The 17,754-nt window shown below is 52.8% G+C and carries 18 protein-coding genes, 1 CRISPR repeat array and 1 riboswitch (1 of these 20 cut by a window edge); of the genes, 15 read left to right on the top strand and 3 right to left on the bottom strand.

Annotation, left to right across the window (positions count from 1 at the left end):
* The first annotated feature begins 4 nt into the window (after positions 1–4).
* The 3 genes from ACZ46I_RS12905 to ACZ46I_RS12895 all read left to right on the top strand — a co-directional run bounded on the left by ACZ46I_RS12905 (position 5) and on the right by ACZ46I_RS12895 (position 2,587).
* Positions 5–1,390: a sigma-54 interaction domain-containing protein gene (locus ACZ46I_RS12905; protein ID WP_464281013.1), complete on the top strand. Its 1,386-nt coding sequence runs from the start codon at positions 5–7 to the stop codon at positions 1,388–1,390.
* A gap of 71 nt (positions 1,391–1,461) precedes the next feature.
* Positions 1,462–1,764 (top strand): hypothetical protein, encoded by a 303-nt coding sequence (locus ACZ46I_RS12900; protein ID WP_013505562.1) that lies wholly within the window; start codon positions 1,462–1,464, stop codon positions 1,762–1,764.
* Positions 1,745–2,587, top strand: a complete 843-nt coding sequence (locus ACZ46I_RS12895) for a tRNA (5-methylaminomethyl-2-thiouridine)(34)-methyltransferase MnmD (RefSeq protein WP_464281012.1) — start codon at positions 1,745–1,747, stop codon at positions 2,585–2,587. The genes ACZ46I_RS12900 and ACZ46I_RS12895 overlap by 20 nt, the downstream gene beginning before the upstream one ends.
* A 106-nt stretch (positions 2,588–2,693) precedes the next feature.
* On the opposite strand, the gene metX is transcribed toward ACZ46I_RS12895, so the two are convergent.
* Positions 2,694–3,806, bottom strand: coding sequence for a homoserine O-acetyltransferase MetX (metX, locus tag ACZ46I_RS12890; protein WP_013505560.1), 1,113 nt, complete (start codon positions 3,804–3,806; stop codon positions 2,694–2,696).
* A gap of 59 nt (positions 3,807–3,865) precedes the next feature.
* Positions 3,866–3,969: riboswitch (SAM riboswitch) on the bottom strand.
* A 152-nt stretch (positions 3,970–4,121) separates the two neighbouring features.
* On the opposite strand from metX, the gene ACZ46I_RS12885 reads away from it, so the two are divergent.
* Positions 4,122–5,087: a helix-turn-helix transcriptional regulator gene (locus ACZ46I_RS12885; protein WP_464281011.1), complete on the top strand. Its 966-nt coding sequence runs from the start codon at positions 4,122–4,124 to the stop codon at positions 5,085–5,087.
* A gap of 235 nt (positions 5,088–5,322) precedes the next feature.
* On the opposite strand, the gene ACZ46I_RS12880 is transcribed toward ACZ46I_RS12885, so the two are convergent.
* Together ACZ46I_RS12880 and ACZ46I_RS12875 are read right to left on the bottom strand one after the other, a co-directional pair.
* Positions 5,323–5,862, bottom strand: a complete 540-nt coding sequence (locus tag ACZ46I_RS12880; RefSeq protein ID WP_464281010.1) for a hypothetical protein — start codon at positions 5,860–5,862, stop codon at positions 5,323–5,325.
* The gene (locus ACZ46I_RS12875; RefSeq protein ID WP_013505557.1) at positions 5,859–6,188 is read right to left on the bottom strand and encodes a winged helix-turn-helix domain-containing protein; all 330 of its coding nucleotides are present in this window, start codon (positions 6,186–6,188) and stop codon (positions 5,859–5,861) included. Before ACZ46I_RS12875 ends, ACZ46I_RS12880 begins: the two co-directional genes overlap by 4 nt.
* A 358-nt stretch (positions 6,189–6,546) precedes the next feature.
* On the opposite strand from ACZ46I_RS12875, the gene ACZ46I_RS12870 reads away from it, so the two are divergent.
* The 11 genes from ACZ46I_RS12870 (at position 6,547) to ACZ46I_RS12820 (ending at position 16,822) form a co-directional block, all read left to right on the top strand.
* On the top strand, positions 6,547–7,059 hold the full coding sequence (locus ACZ46I_RS12870) for a 3'-5' exonuclease (protein WP_464281009.1): 513 nt from the start codon (positions 6,547–6,549) through the stop codon (positions 7,057–7,059).
* A gap of 361 nt (positions 7,060–7,420) precedes the next feature.
* Positions 7,421–9,976, top strand: a complete 2,556-nt coding sequence (gene cas3 / locus ACZ46I_RS12865) for a CRISPR-associated helicase Cas3' (RefSeq protein ID WP_464281008.1) — start codon at positions 7,421–7,423, stop codon at positions 9,974–9,976.
* Entirely contained in the window at positions 9,973–11,547 is a 1,575-nt protein-coding gene (casA, locus tag ACZ46I_RS12860) for a type I-E CRISPR-associated protein Cse1/CasA (protein ID WP_464281007.1), read from the top strand. The genes cas3 and casA overlap by 4 nt, the downstream gene beginning before the upstream one ends.
* Positions 11,540–12,037 carry a type I-E CRISPR-associated protein Cse2/CasB gene (casB, locus tag ACZ46I_RS12855; RefSeq protein WP_464281006.1) on the top strand — a complete coding sequence of 166 codons (498 nt, stop codon included), beginning with the start codon at positions 11,540–11,542 and terminating at the stop codon, positions 12,035–12,037. Before casA ends, casB begins: the two co-directional genes overlap by 8 nt.
* Positions 12,034–12,693: a type I-E CRISPR-associated protein Cas6/Cse3/CasE gene (gene cas6e, locus ACZ46I_RS12850; protein WP_464281005.1), complete on the top strand. Its 660-nt coding sequence runs from the start codon at positions 12,034–12,036 to the stop codon at positions 12,691–12,693. The genes casB and cas6e overlap by 4 nt, the downstream gene beginning before the upstream one ends.
* An 18-nt stretch (positions 12,694–12,711) precedes the next feature.
* The gene (gene cas7e, locus ACZ46I_RS12845) at positions 12,712–13,749 is read left to right on the top strand and encodes a type I-E CRISPR-associated protein Cas7/Cse4/CasC (protein WP_464281004.1); all 1,038 of its coding nucleotides are present in this window, start codon (positions 12,712–12,714) and stop codon (positions 13,747–13,749) included.
* Positions 13,739–14,440, top strand: coding sequence for a type I-E CRISPR-associated protein Cas5/CasD (gene cas5e / locus ACZ46I_RS12840; protein WP_464281003.1), 702 nt, complete (start codon positions 13,739–13,741; stop codon positions 14,438–14,440). The genes cas7e and cas5e overlap by 11 nt, the downstream gene beginning before the upstream one ends.
* Positions 14,430–15,257: a BRO-N domain-containing protein gene (locus ACZ46I_RS12835; protein ID WP_464281002.1), complete on the top strand. Its 828-nt coding sequence runs from the start codon at positions 14,430–14,432 to the stop codon at positions 15,255–15,257. The genes cas5e and ACZ46I_RS12835 overlap by 11 nt, the downstream gene beginning before the upstream one ends.
* Positions 15,254–16,174: a type I-E CRISPR-associated endonuclease Cas1e gene (cas1e, locus tag ACZ46I_RS12830; RefSeq protein WP_464281001.1), complete on the top strand. Its 921-nt coding sequence runs from the start codon at positions 15,254–15,256 to the stop codon at positions 16,172–16,174. Before ACZ46I_RS12835 ends, cas1e begins: the two co-directional genes overlap by 4 nt.
* Positions 16,155–16,466, top strand: a complete 312-nt coding sequence (cas2e, locus tag ACZ46I_RS12825) for a type I-E CRISPR-associated endoribonuclease Cas2e (RefSeq protein ID WP_464281000.1) — start codon at positions 16,155–16,157, stop codon at positions 16,464–16,466. The genes cas1e and cas2e overlap by 20 nt, the downstream gene beginning before the upstream one ends.
* Positions 16,436–16,822: a hypothetical protein gene (locus tag ACZ46I_RS12820; RefSeq protein ID WP_464280999.1), complete on the top strand. Its 387-nt coding sequence runs from the start codon at positions 16,436–16,438 to the stop codon at positions 16,820–16,822. Before cas2e ends, ACZ46I_RS12820 begins: the two co-directional genes overlap by 31 nt.
* A gap of 117 nt (positions 16,823–16,939) precedes the next feature.
* Positions 16,940–17,754: direct repeats of the CRISPR family, unit length 29 nt; unit sequence ATGTTCCCCGCACACGCGGGGATGAACCG; it runs 7,815 nt beyond the window's last position.

Raw genomic sequence — 17,754 nt, 5'->3', positions numbered from 1 at the left:
AATCATGAACGAACTGCAGAAATTTACCGATCCCTATAATCAGCTCTCCTCCATGGTGGACAGTATTCCCGATATCATGCTGGAAGCCCTGGATGAGCGGCGCCTGCGGGTCGTGGTATGCGCCAACTGGGTCCGCAAGCTCCTGGCAGACGAAGAGATCCTGGAGCCCGGTACCGTGCTGCCGGATTCCGCCGACACCAGCCAGCTGCTGCGCCTGGCCCGCGAAGTGTGCCAACAGCAGCAGTCCCAGCGCAACACCATCCTGCAGATCCACGATCAGGTGCTGGTGGTCCTGGCCCAGTACTTTGCCGCCTCCGAGGAGAACACCCACCCGCTGGTCATCATGCGCCTGCACGACATTACCCACATCGGCTATGACGAAACCACCCGCAGATACCGCAGCGATTTCTTTGGCATTATCGGCAAAAGCTCAGCCATGGTGGACATCTTCCGGCGCATTGAACTGTACAGCAAGACCCACTCCAATATCCTCATTACCGGCGAAACCGGAACCGGCAAGGAACTGGTAGCCCAGGCCATTCACCAGCTCAGTCGCTTTCGTGGCGAATTCGTGGCCCTCAACTGCACCGCCCTGAGCGATACCCTGATCGAATCGGAACTCTTCGGCCATGAGCGCGGAGCATTTACCGGTGCCCATCGCACCCACCGGGGAAAATTTGAGCGGGCCGACCATGGCACCCTCTTTCTGGACGAAATCGGCGATATGCCCCTGCACACCCAGGGCAAACTGCTGCGCGTTCTGGAGGACGGCATGGTGGAGCGGGTTGGCGGAGAGTCCACCTTTGCCGTCGACGTGCGCATCGTGGCTGCCACCAATGTTCCCCTGGAACAGGCCATCCAGGAAAAGCGCTTCCGCGCCGACCTGTTCTATCGCCTGGCCGTGCTGCGTATCCATATCCCGCCCCTGCGTCAGCGCCGCGAAGACATCCCCCTGCTGGTAAGGCACTTTATCAGCCGCCTCAACCAGAAATACGCCTCCATGGGCAAGCGGGTGCTGGAAATATCCAGCGAAGCCATGGCCATCATGACCAACTACACCTGGCCCGGTAATGTGCGGGAGCTGTCCAACGTCATTGAACGGATCTTCATTGAAACCCCTTCTGCCGTCATCACTGCCGAAGCCATGCGCAGCTGGGTGGAAGAGAAAATGCGCATTGTGGAAGAAGCCTCCTGTCGCCCGCCTCTGGACGCACCCCGTCAGATATCGGACACCGCCGGCCTGCCCCTGGGCAGCCGGAACATCGAACGCCAGCACATCGTGGAGGCGCTGGCGCAGGCCGGTGGCAACAAAACCCAGGCTGCGCGGTTACTGGGAGTAGACAAATCGACTCTTTACCGCAAAATGAAACGTTTTGCTGTTCAACCCTGAAATATTATGGTAATTTCCCAAAATACCAGATTTCCTTATGGAATAAGGTACAGCCGCTTTAAGGATTATGTATGCGCATTGACGTAAATGGCAATCAGATAACCATATACGGGAATATTAAAACCATCAGTGACCATGAGTCCATCAAAACGACTCTGGACGAAGTCGTCAAGGCGCAGAAGGAAATAGTCATCATACTGCCCGAGTCGTCCACGATTATTTCGTCGGTGATCGGCTATTTCATCAAGCTCATCTTCATGAAAAAGGTGCAGATCAACGTCAAAGTCGGCAACGACAACCTGTATCAGATGCTCCAGGAGCTGGAACTGCTCAAGGTACTCAACGTCAGCAAATTTGAGCCCCAGCAGTCCTGACCCCTTTTCCATGCAGCAGCACACCACGGCAGCCCCCAGTGCGGACGGCACCTTCACCCGCTACTCCCCCTTATTTGACGAACACTACCACTCCACCCGCGACGGCGCCTGGCTGGAGTCGCTGCAGAAGCATGTCCTGCCCGGCCTGCAACTGAGCCACGCCCTGGAGCGTCCGCGCATCAGGGTGCTCGACATCTGCTTTGGCCTTGGGCTCAACAGCCTGGCCACCCTGTGGTACCTGGAACAGCAGCAGTATCAGGGCCATGTGCACATCATCGCCCCGGAGTTCGACCGCGAGCTCATCGCCAGCCTGCCCGCACACCCGTACCCCCAGCACCTGAACCACTACCGCCCCCTGATAGAGGAACTCAGCCGCACCCTGTGCCATACATCGCAGCGATGCCAGGTGGAAATTCTGCCCGGCGACGCCCTGCAGAGCCTGCCACGACTTGATCATGGCAGTATCGACATCGTCTATCAGGACCCCTTCAGCCCCGCCAAGAACCCCGAACTGTGGACCCGTGAATACTTCGCGCTGATCGCAGCGCTCATGAAGGACACTGGCCTGCTGACCACCTACTCCCAGGCCACCCCCGTGCGCATGGGGCTTTCTGAAAACGGATTCCTGATCTACGACTTCCACAACCAGCAGCCCGGCATTCGCCGCAGCACCATCGCCAGTCGCATCCCCCTGCAGGACATGACCCCCATCGACATGGAGCGCAAAAAGGAGCGCAGCCCCTTGGCGCGCTCCTATCGTGACCCCGGCCTGACCGGCAACCGGCTGCAAATTCTGCAGCGGTTTCAGACCAGCAGCGGATAAGAAATTTTTTTACCACGCAATGCACGAAAAGCGCGAAGGGAAAAGAGCTTCTGAGCCTCAGGTTCTTCGCGCATACTTCGTGTATGTTTTGTGGTTACAGAATCCTTCAACTCCCGATAAAACTCTCCAGCACCGGATTCAGCACATGGTAGTCCACCAGGAAGCCATCGTGGCCCACATCGGACTCCATTTCATAGTAGGACACGCTGACCCCCTCCTCGTGCATTACCCGGAAGAGCTCCTCGCTCTCCCAGGGAGGGAAGAGCATGTCGCTGGCGATGGAAACCACCAGGGTACGCGCCCTGATGCGCGAGAGAATCTCCCGGTACCCGTTGCCCATGCCCACGTCGAAAAGATCCATCGCCTTGGTGATGTACAGGTAGCTGTTGGCATCGAAGCGCTTGGCAAAATTATAGCCGTTGTAATTCAGGTAGGACTCCACCTGGAATTCGCCGAAAAAGTCATAGAGGCCGTCATTCTTCTTGAAGTCCCGACCGAATTTGCGCTGCATGGAATCATAGCTCAGGTAGGAGATGTGGCCCATCATGCGGGCGATGCTCAGGCCGTCCACCGGCCCCGCCCCATCGGGGTAGTTGCCGTTTTTCCAGTTGGGGTCGCGCATGATAGCCTGGCGGCCCACCTTGTTCATGGCCAGCGCCTGGGCGGAAATACGCCCCGTGGCGGCAATCACGATGGCCCGCTCCAGCTTTTCCGGATAACTGATGGCCCATTCCAGCACCTGCATTCCCCCCAGGGAGCCCCCGATAACCGAATGCAGACGCTCGATCTGAAAGCACTGCTTCAGAAAGAGCCACTGGGCGTGCACCATGTCCTTGATGGTGACCACCGGGAACTGGATATCGTAGCGGCGGCCTGTGAGGGGATTGATGGAGCGGGGGCCCGTCGTGCCGTTGCAGCCGCCCAGGATATTGGAACAGATGATGAAGTATGTATTGGTGTCCAGCGTCTTTCCCGGACCGATCACGTCATCCCACCAGCCGGGCTTCTGATCGTCGGGAGAGTGGTAGTGAGCCGCGTGGGCGCTTCCCGTCAGCGCGTGACAGACCAGGATGGCATTGCTCTTGTCGGCATTGAGGGTGCCGTAGGTCTCGTAGGCGATGGACACCTCAGGCAGAATACGCCCCGACTCCAGAAAGAAGCCCTTTTCGCCCAGATGAAGACGGAAATTCCGCGCCTGAACCAGTATTTTTTCATCCATGGAAAACTCCAGAAAAAAACCTCTGACTGCAAGACAGTCAGAGGTTTGAGTACCGGCTGAGCTCATCTTCCAGTCAAGTGACTGAGGGATTTAGCACCTTTTCCGTACAAGAAGGTTGCTGTAGCTTCACAGGGCCCGTTCCCTCCACTACTCATGATGAATATTATTGGGCGTTTATAACAGGGAAAATCGGGCAGGTCAAGGCCTGGAAGTAACGACGGACATTCCGCCTTGCAATCTCCGGCAAAGTACGGTCAAATGTGAACCGTATTGCGCGTCCCATTTTGTTCACCCATGTACCAGCAAGGGGCAGCCATGTCCGACACCCGCGCACTGGAACACTACTGCTGGTTTCACCAGCAAACCCGGCAACGAGCCTATCCCAACGCCACCACCCTGGCCGCACAGTTTGAAATCTCCACCCGCACCGCCCAAAGGCGCATTGAAACCATCCGCGACCGCTTCGGCGCGCCCCTGGAATATGACCACCAGCACAAAGGCTATTCCTACACCGATCACAGCTACCAACTCCCGCCCCTGTGGCTCAGCCAGAACGAACTGCTGTGCTGGCTCATCGCCCGCAATATGCTGGAATCCGCCACCGCAGGCCACGCCAGCCGCGCCCTGGCCGCCTTTGAAACCCGACTCTTCCGGGAAAACAGCATCCACCCCCTCAACCCGGAACAACTGCGAAACCTCTTTTCCAGCCAGTACACCAGCCTGGCCCCCTGCAACCCCGACACCTTCAACGCCGCCACCCACTCCCTGCTCCTGAGCCGAACGCTGAGCATCGACTACCACTCGCCCCAGGATAACCAGCACACCACCCGCACCATCGAACCCCACCACCTCTTCCACTACCACGGCGCCTGGATACTCGTCGCCTGGTGCCACCTGCGCCACCAGTGGCGCCAGTTTCACCTGGCCCGCATGACCAGCGCCCGCATGGAACCTGAAACCTTTGTGCCCCGCCCCGCCGAACAGTGGCAATCACTGGTCAATCACGCCTATGGCCTCTTTCAGGGCAAACAGACCACTGCCGTGCGCCTGCGCTTCAGCCCCGAAACCAGCCGCTGGATACGCGAACAGCAGTGGCACCCCGCCCAGACCATGCGCGAAGAAACATGCGGAGCCGTGGAACTCAGCTTTCCCGTCGCCGACCTGCGCGAAATCAAAATGCGCGTGCTCTCCTACGGAGCCGAAGTGGAAGTCCTTGAACCCGTGGAACTGCGGGACATGATCCTGATGGAAGCAAAAAAGATGGTGGGTGAGAGCGAGTAGCGAGTAGAGGGAAGTGAGTAGGGGGAAAAGCTATTGCCAAAGCGAAGCCGAATTCTTTTCTTCAGATGGACGCAGATTTGCGCAGATTTTTGATAAGTCAACATCTCACCGCAGACCCTCTTCCCCTCCCCTGGAGGGGTGGCACGAAGCGACGGGGTGGTAGGCCCGCAAGCCGGTGCGAAGATCCCTTTGTGCTGAAAGCCATGAGTAGTTGTGGCGAGAACTACTCGTGGCTTCACTGTTGACGACGCTTAAGCTCATTCGTAAATTGTATATATTGTTCACTGCAACCTTCTCTGGCTGACCAATAGTGCACATTTTCAAGGTCAATTTCTTTTGCCATGGCAACCAGCAGTGCTTGCTCAAGGCTTTGCAGGTCACCCCAGTGGTAGAAGGCCAGACGGTCTTTGACACAATCAGTGGGCGATAAAAGTCGAAGTTGTCCCAATGGAGTGTCTATCGCATACACATCGGTGATATTTTCATCCCCGATTCCCAGGGGACCAGCAGGGAATTCGATGAGGTATGGTGACTCGTTGTGCACAAAATAGCGATGATGTTCACTGAATCCCAGGCTTTCCATGACGCTACGCAGTTTCTTCCGTGGGGTAATATAGCAGTCAATAAGGTCAATATCATACGACATGTACTTGTTTTCGGCGTAAATCATCACGCAGGCACCACCGGAGAGTACGACTTCTATACCCTGACGATACAGGGCATCACACACCCACGCACTCAGTTCAAGCGCAGACATCTCTGCCACAGGCTTCATAGTGGCTTGCCTTTGCGTCTTGGGCGTGCTCTCACCATTGTGAGGCGTTCGCGTTCTGCTGCCGGGTAATATTCAAAAGCTTTGGCAAGAAGGTTTTCAAGCTCATTCAGAAACGCATATCGAGGATTCAGTTCAAATACTCGTGTGCGCCCGACACTACGAGAGATCAGAACACCACCAAGCTCCAGGTTTTCCAGTGTCTTTTGAACTGCACTGAGTGACAAACCGAAGAACGTACAAATTTCCCGCGCATAACCACTTTTTCGGATAAGGAGGAAAAGCAGTACCTTTTCTTTGGAAGCTGCACCAAAAATTGCTTCAAGCATATAACCTCCAATTTAAGTTATATGACCTGTATATTCGGTCATGTGACCGAATATGTCAATCGTTCATTGAGGTACGTGAAAGCAACAGACTGTGTGAAGACCTGGAGTTATCTTAGCAGCCTGTTAGGGGGGAAGATCAAACAACCGTATTTTTTCCGCAGATAGACGCTGATTTGCGCAGATTTTTTAAAAAGTCAACATCTCACCGCAGACCCTATTCCCCTCCCCTGGAGGACGGGGTGGCAGGCCCGCAAGCAGGTGCGAATAACCCTGGCTGCATATACTGTGGAGAGTTATAGCGGATTAAAAAGCAGTATGACAGGTTTTGTCAGAGTGAATGTGGTAGGATGATCTTCATATGAACACATTTGTCGCCATTGATGTGGAAACCACAGGACTCTCTCCCGCCAGAGGGGCGCGGGTGATCGAAATAGCCGCTGTGAAGATGGAGCAAGGGCAAGTGATTGCCGAGTTCTGCAGCCTTATACAGGTTGGCGTGCCGGTTTCCGCAGTAACCACTGGCGTACATGGCATTACCACCGCGATGCTGGCAGGGCAACCCGCGCCAGGGGAAATCTGGCCGCAATTTATATGGTTCATTGAACATCACCCCATTGTGGCCCACAATGCACCGTTTGACATGAGGTTTGTCCATAGTGAACTGCAGCGACTGGGGCTGTCCATGGCAAATCCCAGCCACTGCACCCTCAGACTTGGCCGCAGGAAATACCCACGGCTCCCAAACCATAAACTGGAATACCTTGCCCAGCATGTGCTGGGCAAGCTGCCACCGGAAATACAGCTCCACCGCGCTCTGGGCGATGCTCGCCTGACAGCGATGGTGTGGGAGGAGATGAGGAGGGAGAAGTGAAGGCCGAGTATTACTCGGCTTAGGCCCCGCGTATGCGGGGAGAGTGTTTCCAGATGTGTTCTCATTCGAGAATATACTGGTTCATCCCTGCTGTGCAGGGAGCGTCTGCATATTACACTAACACGATTATGAGTCAATAGCGCTCATATTGTCATGACACTCATTCGAGAATATACCTTGACATTTTTACCAGGGAGCCCTATTGTTTTGAGAAACGAAAGGGAGTGCCTATGAATTTTGATCATATTGATTTGTTGGTTCGTTCAGTAAATGATATAGGCGCGAGTGGCTTGATAGCTCTCGCTCTAATAGTAGCCTTGGCAGGTGTATGTGTAGGTTTAATCTCTGTGTGGAAAAGGTAATGCGATTACATTATTTCTGGGCAAAAACTACTGAAGATGGCTTACCGGGTGTGTCAGTGCACCAGCACATGCTCAATGTTGGGTGTGTTGCCCGGTGCCTGGCGAATGCCTCGCCAAATCTGCTGGAGCGTTTTGGCATAAGTCCTTGTCAAGCAGGGGCACTGGCAGCGCTTCATGACATCGGTAAAATAACTCCTGGCTTCCAGTGTAAATGTGAAGGTTGGCTTGTAGAGAACAGTTTAGTGGATATTGTGCGCAAGCATTCCTGGCAAAGTGAGACCGAATCAGATCACGGTAAGGTTTCTCAGAGTGCTCTTCAGGATTTTCTGGTTACGCTTGGATTGCCGAAGCGAAGCGCATCATATATAGCGGCTGCTCTTGGTGCCCATCATGGGAAGATAAAGCAACAACCGAGTGGACGAAGTATTCCACTGGCTGAAAATGATGGCATCGGAATTGACTGGAAAGCTGAGAGGCAGCGCTGTGCAGAGAAAATTTTAACAGATTTTCATATTAAAGATGTTTCTGGCTTGGAGTCTTTCGATGGTGACAGCGTCGCCACTTGGTGGCTCGCTGGTTTAACGACGGTTTCCGACTGGATTGGCTCTGATAAACGTTTTTTTCCAACTGAAAAAGAGAAAGAGTTATTTGACCCAGGCCCTAAAGCCAGTGAAGCCTTATCTGCTATCTCCTTTATTCCCGCCAAAATTCAAGGTGGACTGTCATTTTTTGAAATATTTGGCTTTCACCCGTATGAAATACAGAAAAAAACACTGGAAACCATTACAGAGCCAGGTGTCTATATCATTGAGGCTCCCATGGGCATGGGGAAAACAGAAGCAGCATTTGGCGCGGCATATCAACTCTTGGCCAGCGGCAAGGCCAGCGGGCTGTACTTCGCTTTGCCAACCCAGGCAACCAGTAATCGTATTCATCTGCGCATCAATGAATTTCTCAGTAAAATAGCTCCTCATGAGGGATCAAGTCGCTTGATACACGGGCAGTCATGGCTCATGCAGAGTGAAGTTGAGTTTGTTCCGGCTGCAACCGGTGTTAAAGGCCAGCACACAGAAGATGCTCGCAGTGGACAAGACTGGTTTGCTTCAACGAAACGTTCGCTGCTGGCAAGCTTTGGCGTGGGGACCGTTGACCAGGCTCTTCTTGCCGTCGTAGCAGCAAAACACTTTTTTGTCCGCTATTTTGCTCTTGCGGGCAAAGTAGTAGTGTTGGATGAAGTTCACTCCTATGACCTCTACACGGGGACCCTGATCGATGTACTGGTCTCAACCCTGGAACGCCTTGGCTGTACCGTCATTATTCTTTCCGCAACATTGTCCGGGAAGCGGCGTTCACAATTGCTTCTCACAGCTGAAGGCCCAGATGCCCATAATGCTCCCTATCCCCTGATTTCTGGCAAAAATCGCTCTGGCCATATTTCACCTGTGGCAACGCTTTCGCCACCTTCACAAACTGTCAGAGTTGAATTTACGAGCAGTCAGTCGGCCATGGAGCAGGCCCTTGCCATTGCGTATGCTGGTGGAACGGTTTTATGGATTTGCAACACCGTAGAATCAGCCCAAAGTCAATATGGCAAGATATACGAACACGTGAACAATGATTTTCCGGTTGGCTTGCTCCACTCCCGTTTCCCCTATTGGCGTCGTGAGAATCTTGAGGGACTCTGGATGGAACGTCTCGGTAAGGGTGAAGACAACCGCTGTGGGTGCATTTTGGTTTCAACCCAAATAGTCGAGCAAAGCGTTGATCTTGATGCTGACTTGCTGGTAACAGAGCTTGCCCCTACCGATATGTTGCTTCAGCGACTTGGGCGTTTATGGCGACACCCAAGAGATAATCGGCCAGCAGAGGCAATCGGACCGAAAGTCTGCATCATTGACGAAACAGCAACTCTTGAAGAGCTTCGCGTAATGCCACCGAAGGAAATTGTTAACGCACTTGGCAATAAGGCCAAAGTATATGCGCCTTACATCCTTTTGCGGACGCTAGAGCTTTGGAAGAAGCTTCAAAGTGTCGAAATCCCATCCCAGATTCGATGGCTGATTGAGAGCACATACGCAGAACTTGAGGGTGAACCAGCTTCATGGCAGGAGCTTTCTGATAATTGGTTTGCAAGCGATTCTGCCAAGGAAATGCATGCAAAGAGAAACAGCAATATCTGGCAACTTGCGCTTGACGACCAGGAAGGCGTGCAGACCAGAATCAGTGAAATCGACACGATTCCCGTGGTCCTTTGCCGTCAGCTTGATGACAAGAGTGTAACCTTTCTGGATGGGACTTCCCTGACACTGTCCCCTGACTTTTGTTTTTCTATGGCAAAAGCCATTCACAGGAACCTTGTCAAGGTAGCCGATTACCATGTGAGGGAGACTCCCTGCACGAAATTTGTCCCGTACCTGCACGAAAGACATTCTGTTGCCATAGTGCATGAAGACAACTCAATCTCCTGTAAAGGCGTTAAGGGGAATATCGAACTTTCCTATAGTGATACCCTGGGACTGTACATAAAGAAACAACATGCAAAGGAGGGGACATGAATGTCGCATTTGACCCTTGGATACCGGTAATCAACCACAGCGGAGAGCGTAATTTTGCCAGCATCCATGATGTTTTTGCCAAGGGGGAACAGTATGCTGATTTTGCCGTACGCCCCCATGAGCGTGTTGCACTGATGCGCTTACTTTTGTGTGTTGCCCATGCTGCGTTGAACGGCCCCAAAGATCTTGATGAGTGGGAGCAGGTGCCGCATAAGGTTGCTGCCGCAACGGGTGCATATCTCAAGCAATGGCAGGATTCTTTTGACCTGTTTCATCCAGAAAAGCCGTGGCTGCAAATGCCGAATATTTCACGGTTTCCCGACCAAAATACACCCACTGATGACTTGACTGGGTGGACTTCGGTATCAAAGCTGAATTTTACATGTGCAACTGGAAACAACAGTACGTTAAATGATCATGGTGGGATGCGCGAAAGCCGTGTTTTTCCGATTGAAAGCACAATACTGTCAATGATTACTTTTTTATGTTTCTCAACGGGAGGACTCAGCTCGCAAATTTACTGGGATGGAAAACAAACAGCAAAAACAGCCCGTGATGCGCCATGTGTGCCTGCATCCATGATACATGCGTTTTTACGGGGAAAAAACCTTGTTGAAACAGTTTACCTTAACCTGATAACTCACGATGATATTGGAAAATGTTATGGGCATAAGATTGGCCGCCCTGTATGGGAAAGCATGCCAGATTCATGGGATAGTGAACAGGCGATTGATAATGCAACAAAGAGCTTTACCGGTCGTTTGATGCCTCTTTCGCGTTTTCTCCTTCTCCACCCTGGCGGTAATCATCTTTTGTTTGGTGAAGGCTTGGCCTATCCAAATTACGCGGAAGGGTTTTCTGCGGAACCCTCTGCAGCAGAGATTGTGAAGATGAAAAACAAAAAAGAAGAACGAGCCTTGTTGTCTTTTCGTCCTTCGCGACAGCTGTGGCGAGAGCTTGGTGCTCTTATGGTGAAGCGCAAAGCAGGTGAGGCCGGTGGCCCCCTTACATTGCTTAACCTAAGCGCAGGAGATGAATGTGATGTTACGGTTTCGGCATTGGCTCGTAATCAGGCAACAGTCGTTGATACTGTTGAATCCGTCTTTCATGTTCCCGGCAGACTCTCTACTGCAGTGGGAGTGAGTACGTATGAGAAGGAAGTAAAGTCGGCAGAGCAGCTTGCATCGCGTCTTGGCTGGGCAGTAGAGACGTATAGAATGGAATATGATGGTGGCTGGGAAGGGCGTATAAAAAATGCCGGAGCAAGTTCGGGTGAGCTCAAATCAAAACTACACTCGAAAGCGACAACGCACTATTGGACAGCAATAGAAAAGAATCTTGGCTACCTTATGGAGCACGTTCAATCTATCGGAGGCGACCACGTTGATGAGACGAGGGAGAAATGGAGAAAAATGCTGTTCTATGCAGCTTGTGATGCATACCGCACTGCTTGCGGGCAGGAAACACCGAGACAGATTCGTGCCTTTTCCAAAGGCTGGCAAAAACTTACTAGCCACAAGGCAAGTGCGCAAACAGATAACCAGGAAGAGGAAGGAGTGAGCGATGAGTAGTTTACTGGAACGGCTTCGGAAGCGTAAGGATGACCGGGGAATCATGGCGAATTTGCGCTGTATCCTGACGCCGAATAAGCGACACCGAGCCTGGCCTGCACTGAATCGACTGGGAATTGCCGTCGATGACGAAGTTGCAGCGTTTATTGCCGGTTTATATGCCATGCATCCCGAAGAAACCTCTACTGGCAATCTTGGCACAGCATGTCGGTCCATAGAGCGCTCGCGGGATGAACGGCGGGGGGAAGACAGCAAATTGACACCTACCGAGCGCCGATTTCAGCTGCTTATCACTGCAGAGAGCGGTGAAGAGCTGAATAGCCGGGTTTTGCGCATACTGATGCTGGCAAAATCTCAGGGAGTGGCCATCAATTATGAGCGACTTTTGTATGACCTGCGCGAATGGCCCCATAAGCGCCAACGGGTACAGAATGAATGGGCACGAGAATTCTGGGCACCCGGAACAGAACCATTGGAGGAGGGCGCATGAAATGGCTCACTCAAATGGAAATAGATGCCGGAACAGCTCGCAGGTATCGTTTTTATGACAGCTACTCCTGGCATAAAGGAGTGTGGCAGTGTTTTCCAGGTGATGAGAATGCAGCTCGTGATTTTCTCACTCGCCTGGATGCACTGGAAGGAAAATTCAGAGTCTGGCTGCTTTCTGCCAGAAAACCACAGCTTCCCGAGTGGTGTCCGCAAGAAAATTTTTTCCTGAAAGAGATCGCTCCCGGGTTTTTACATCACCATCGCTATTATTTTGATGTTAGGGCAAACCCCGTGAAAAGCGTGGTTCAGCGTGATGCTGAGGGGAATCGTATTCGAGGAAAACGTATCCCCATCGTGGACACAGAGGAATTGCGATCCTGGCTTTCCAGAAAGGGTGATGCACGTTGCCGAAACCCCAAAACAGGAAAGGAAATTCCTGGCGGATTTCGTCTACTTGATAATGCGCCACTGGATATCAGCCCAATGGCAGAAAGTCACTTCAGGAAGAAAGGTCATAGTGCCTATCATGGTGGAGTGCAGTTTCGCGGAATACTTGAAGTGACAAACCGGGAATTATTTCAGCAAACCTACTCTGCAGGCATTGGCAGCGCAAAAGGGTTCGGCTTTGGTCTGCTGCTTCTGAAACCTGTGAACTGATTTACGAAGGAGAGTATTATGAAGCATTTGGAATTACACATTATTCAATCGGTCCCAGTTTCCTGCCTGAATCGCGATGACCTGAATTCCCCGAAGACAGCGGTATTTGGCGGTGCCCAACGCGCCAGGGTTTCCAGTCAGTCCTGGAAGCGTGCAATTCGCGAAATGGCCAAAGAAATAGCCCCAGACCTTTTTCAAGGTGAACGCACTCGCTTAATGCATGCCCCACTCGTAAAGGCCATGGAGGATGCTGGATTTTCTGCTGACGAAGCAAGTGATGGAGCGAAGAGCATTGTCGATGCCCTCGTGAAGGTGGATGCCAAAAGCAAAGACAAAGTAAAGTCGACGACATTATATTTCCTTTCGCCTCTGGAACTGGAGACTATTGCAAGGAAATTTGCAGAAGAAAAGGATGCCAAAAAGGCAATCAAAGGGATCAAACCAGAACATTTGAGTGATGCCGCAGATATCTCTCTTTTTGGCCGCATGGTTGCTAGCGATCACTCACTTACAGTTGAAGCCGCAAGTATGTTTTCCCATGCCCTCTCAACTCACAAGGTTGACAATGAGATTGATTTCTTCTCCGCCGTGGATGACCTGCAGCCAGCAGAGGAGTCAGGAGCAGGCATGACCAGTACACTGGAATTCAATTCCGCAACATACTATCGTTTTGCGGCATTGAACCTGGATATGCTTGCCGACGCTGATCACCTTGGGATATTAAGCGCTGACGAGCGGAAGAAAGTGGTAGCTACATTTATTGAGGCAACCATTAAAGCCGTCCCTGGCGCAAGAAAAAACACGATGAACGGGAACACCCTTCCCTGCTATGTATTGGGAGTCGTACGTGAGAAGGGGCATCCTATTCAGTTGATTAATGCCTTTGAATCGCCTGTCAGGACGTCACAAGGCTACGCAGCAAAGTCGGTTGAGCTTTTGCAGGATGAATATTCAAAACTTAAGGATACCTGGGGACTGGAGGCTGTTGCAGAGGTCGCCATACCTGAAGTAAAGCTGCATGACTTCATCGATAAGGTAACGAGCCATGTCCACTGACATCAGCTTTCTGGCTATGCGCCTCGAAGGCCCCATGCAATCATGGGGTCTGGACAGCCAGTATAATCGCCGCAGAACTGGATTGATGCCCACCAAAAGCGCTATTGCCGGAATATGCGCTGCGGCATGTGGTATCTCCCGTGGCAGTAGCGAGGAAGCACCGTTTTTGGAGGCGTTTCAGGTAACTAAAATGACTGTCATCGCGATCCCCCGGAAGCAATTCAAGGAAAGGTTTCTTCCCGTTCGTCGTCTGGAGGATTACCACACTGTCCAGAATACTCGCCGGGCGAGCGGAGCTATTAACAGTGACTGCGTATTAACACACCGTCAGTACCTTACAGACGCCGCATTTGGCGTAATTATTGAAGGGGCAAGTGAATACCTTGCAGAGGTTGCAGAAGCTCTGCAAGATCCAGTCTGGGGGACATATCTTGGCCGAAAGTCATGCATTCCCAGTGCACCTGTCTATGCCGGTTTGTGCGAAACGAAAAGTGCCGCATTGCAACTACTGATTGGTGAAGCTCCCCTCTCGGCGTTCACTCGCCAAGAAGACGTGGAGGACTTCAGTAAAGGGAAGGATAGTCTGCCCGATCTTCCTGTCAGCTTTGCCAGTGAAAATCGGCAGTTTTCACCTCGCAGGGTTTGTATACACCAAATCGGAGATGCCGATTCGGTGACTTATGACAGATAAAGTTGTCGTCTTTAAAGACAAGCACATTCGTCGCACACTGCATAATGGCGAGTGGTGGTTTGCTATAACAGATGTTGTTTTTGCACTCACTGATTCACTAGACGCAGCTGGTTACGTAAAGGATATGCGGAGAAGAGATAGGGAGTTAGCGAAAGGGTGGGGGCAGATTGCCACCCCCCTTTTGCTTGAAACAGAAGGCGGAAAACAGCGTATAAACTGCGCCAACACCGAAGGCATCTTCCGCATTATCCAGTCTATACCCTCCCCCAAAGCGGAGCCATTCAAGCGCTGGCTTGCTAAAGTTGGCTATGAGCGAGTGCAGGAGATAGAAGACCCGGAGCTGGCAACAGCCCGTACGCGCGAGTTGTACAAAGCCAAAGGGTACTCCGATGCCTGGATTGAAAAGCGCATGCGCGGCATTGCTGTTCGGGCGGAACTGACCGAGGAATGGAAAAATCGTGATGTTGGCGAATCACCCGAGTACGCCATTCTGACTGCGGAAATCAGTAAGGCTGCATTCGGAATGACTCCCAGCGAGTACAAGCAGTACAAGGGCCTTGATCGGGAAAACCTGCGCGACCACATGACCGACCTGGAGCTGATCTTTTCCATGCTTGGAGAAGCGGCCACAACGGAAATTACCCGCAAGGCCGATGCCCAGGGGTTTACGGAGAATCGCACAGCCGCACGCCGTGGTGGCAGGATTGCCGGAGATGCTCGCAAGAAGTTGGAAAAGGAGACACATGTTCCCGTTTCCACTCGGGAAAACTATCTAGATGAACCGGAGGCCATAAAGAAGCTGAAAGGCAAGTCATGAGTGATTACCTCCCGCCCCTGAAACCCATTCCCATAAAGGACCGCCTGTCGGTCCTTTTTCTTGAATATGGCCAGCTGGATGTCATAGACGGAGCTTTTGTTCTGGTGGATAAAAATGGTGTTCGAACCCACATCCCCGTGGGGTCGGTCTCCTGCCTGATGCTGGAGCCGGGAACCAGGGTTTCCCACGCCGCCGTTACCCTTGCCGCACGGGTGGGATGCCTGCTTATATGGGTAGGCGAAGGAGGAGTGCGCCTTTATGCCTCCGGCCAGCCCGGAGGTGCTCGCGCAGACCGCTTGCTGTACCAGGCCAAACTTGCCCTTGATGATAATGCCCGCTTGAAAGTTGTGCGCAAGATGTATGAATTGCGCTTTCGCGAAGAGCCGCCAGCCAAGCGCAGCATCCAGCAACTGCGCGGCATTGAAGGTGCACGGGTCCGTAAGATGTACGAACTGCTGGCCAAGCAGTACGGTGTGCCATGGCGCAACCGCAACTACGACCACCGCACATGGGGCAGCGGTGATATTGCCAACCGCTGTCTTTCCTCCGCGACGGCGTGCCTCTATGGAATTACCGAAGCCGCGATCCTGGCTGCAGGCTATGCACCAGCAGTGGGGTTCATTCATACCGGCAAACCCCAATCCTTTGTCTATGACATTGCTGACATCTTCAAGTTCGACACCGTTGTTCCCGCCGCATTTCGCGTAGCCGCCAAAAGACCCCACAACCCCGAACGGGATACCCGCATCGCCTGCCGTGATATGTTTCGACAAACCCGTTTGTTGCAACGCATTATTCCCAGTATCGAACAAGTATTGGCAGCCGGAGGTCACAAAGTGCCGGAAATCCACGAAGAAGCCGTGGACGTGGCCATACCCAATAAGGAAGGAATAGGTGATGCTGGTCATCGTGGTTGAAAATGCACCCCCTCGCTTGCGTGGGAGATTGGCTTTGTGGCTGCTGGAAATACGCGCAGGAGTCTATGTGGGGAAAGTGTCGCGGCGGGTACGGGAAATGCTCTGGGAAAATGTGGAAAAGGGAATCGAAGACGGAAATGCCATCATAGCCTGGAGTACCAACACCGAATCTGGATTCGACTTTATAACCTTTGGAGCCAATCGCCGCACGCCAGTGGAAATGGAAGGAGTAAAGCTCGTTTCGTTTTTTCTGGAGGAAAAATGCCACCCTACAGACACAAGCAACGCCTGAAACAGTACATAGCTCAGCACGGCGAACCAGACCCGTTGACACGGCATCACCTTCTGACCGGACATGCCGTCGGAGAACCCCTCAAGGCATTGGAACCCTATGTGAAACCATGGGAAGACTGTACCGCCTGGATGCAGGAAAACAGTATCAGCCTGGAAGAGTTTGACCACGACCTATCCATCCGATCAGCACTGGAAAGCACCCTCGTGCTGGCGAACACTGAACAACGTGCGCCCTATATGAACCGAATAGAAAAAGCGGATGCAATATTTCGCTCGCTCACCACCGAGTATCAGAGTTCCCGGTCAACAAACCTGCCAGAAAGCTATTGGTGGTGCAGAAGAATTCCAAAGTAACGTTTTTACCCCAAGTGCGTTATTATGAGGTCAAGAACCTCGTTCTCTTGACCAGGCAATCGTGGTAGGAAATTTATCGCTCCGGGAACCATTTGTTTCTGGAGAGATAGAGGAAGTATGTTCCCCGCACACGCGGGGATGAACCGATATATGGCCATCTGAGGGGCGATTCACAGTCATGTTCCCCGCACACGCGGGGATGAACCGGCGGCTGTGCTGGAATATGTGAACGAGCAGCAATGTTCCCCGCACACGCGGGGATGAACCGGCACGGTGCGCATCGGCGATGAAATCATGAGTATGTTCCCCGCACACGCGGGGATGAACCGTAGTACTCCTCTTAGACCCTCCGCACGGGCTGATGTTCCCCGCACACGCGGGGATGAACCGGGTATGCCAGCGTTTTCGGCGTACAGGACAGTATGTTCCCCGCACACGCGGGGATGAACCAGCCGGTTGAGGAATCAGCCCACTCGTAGCCGGATGTTCCCCGCACACGCGGGGATGAACCGGACTTGCCCTAGAGCTGAACATCACATTCCGGATGTTCCCCGCACACGCGGGGATGAACCGACCTGGGTTTCAGCTCTGAGCTTGGTACTGGTATGTTCCCCGCACACGCGGGGATGAACCGTTTTCATGTGCCGGATGTCGCTTTCGCCTGTGATGTTCCCCGCACACGCGGGGATGAACCGAACCTTGAGTTGCTTGGTAAGCATGTGGATGTATGTTCCCCGCACACGCGGGGATGAACCGGGCGAGGAACACGCCATGCAGAAGATGGCAGAATGTTCCCCGCACACGCGGGGATGAACCGCTGCATTGCAGAAAATCGGCAACACCGCTCGCATGTTCCCCGCACACGCGGGGATGAACCGTTTCTCGGTCGGGTTGCGTTGGTTGAAGTAGTATGTTCCCCGCACACGCGGGGA

The organism is Desulfurispirillum alkaliphilum (genome assembly GCF_055378285.1).
Note: the sequence above shows the minus strand (reverse complement) of the source record. Positions and strands in the feature narration are given on the sequence as shown.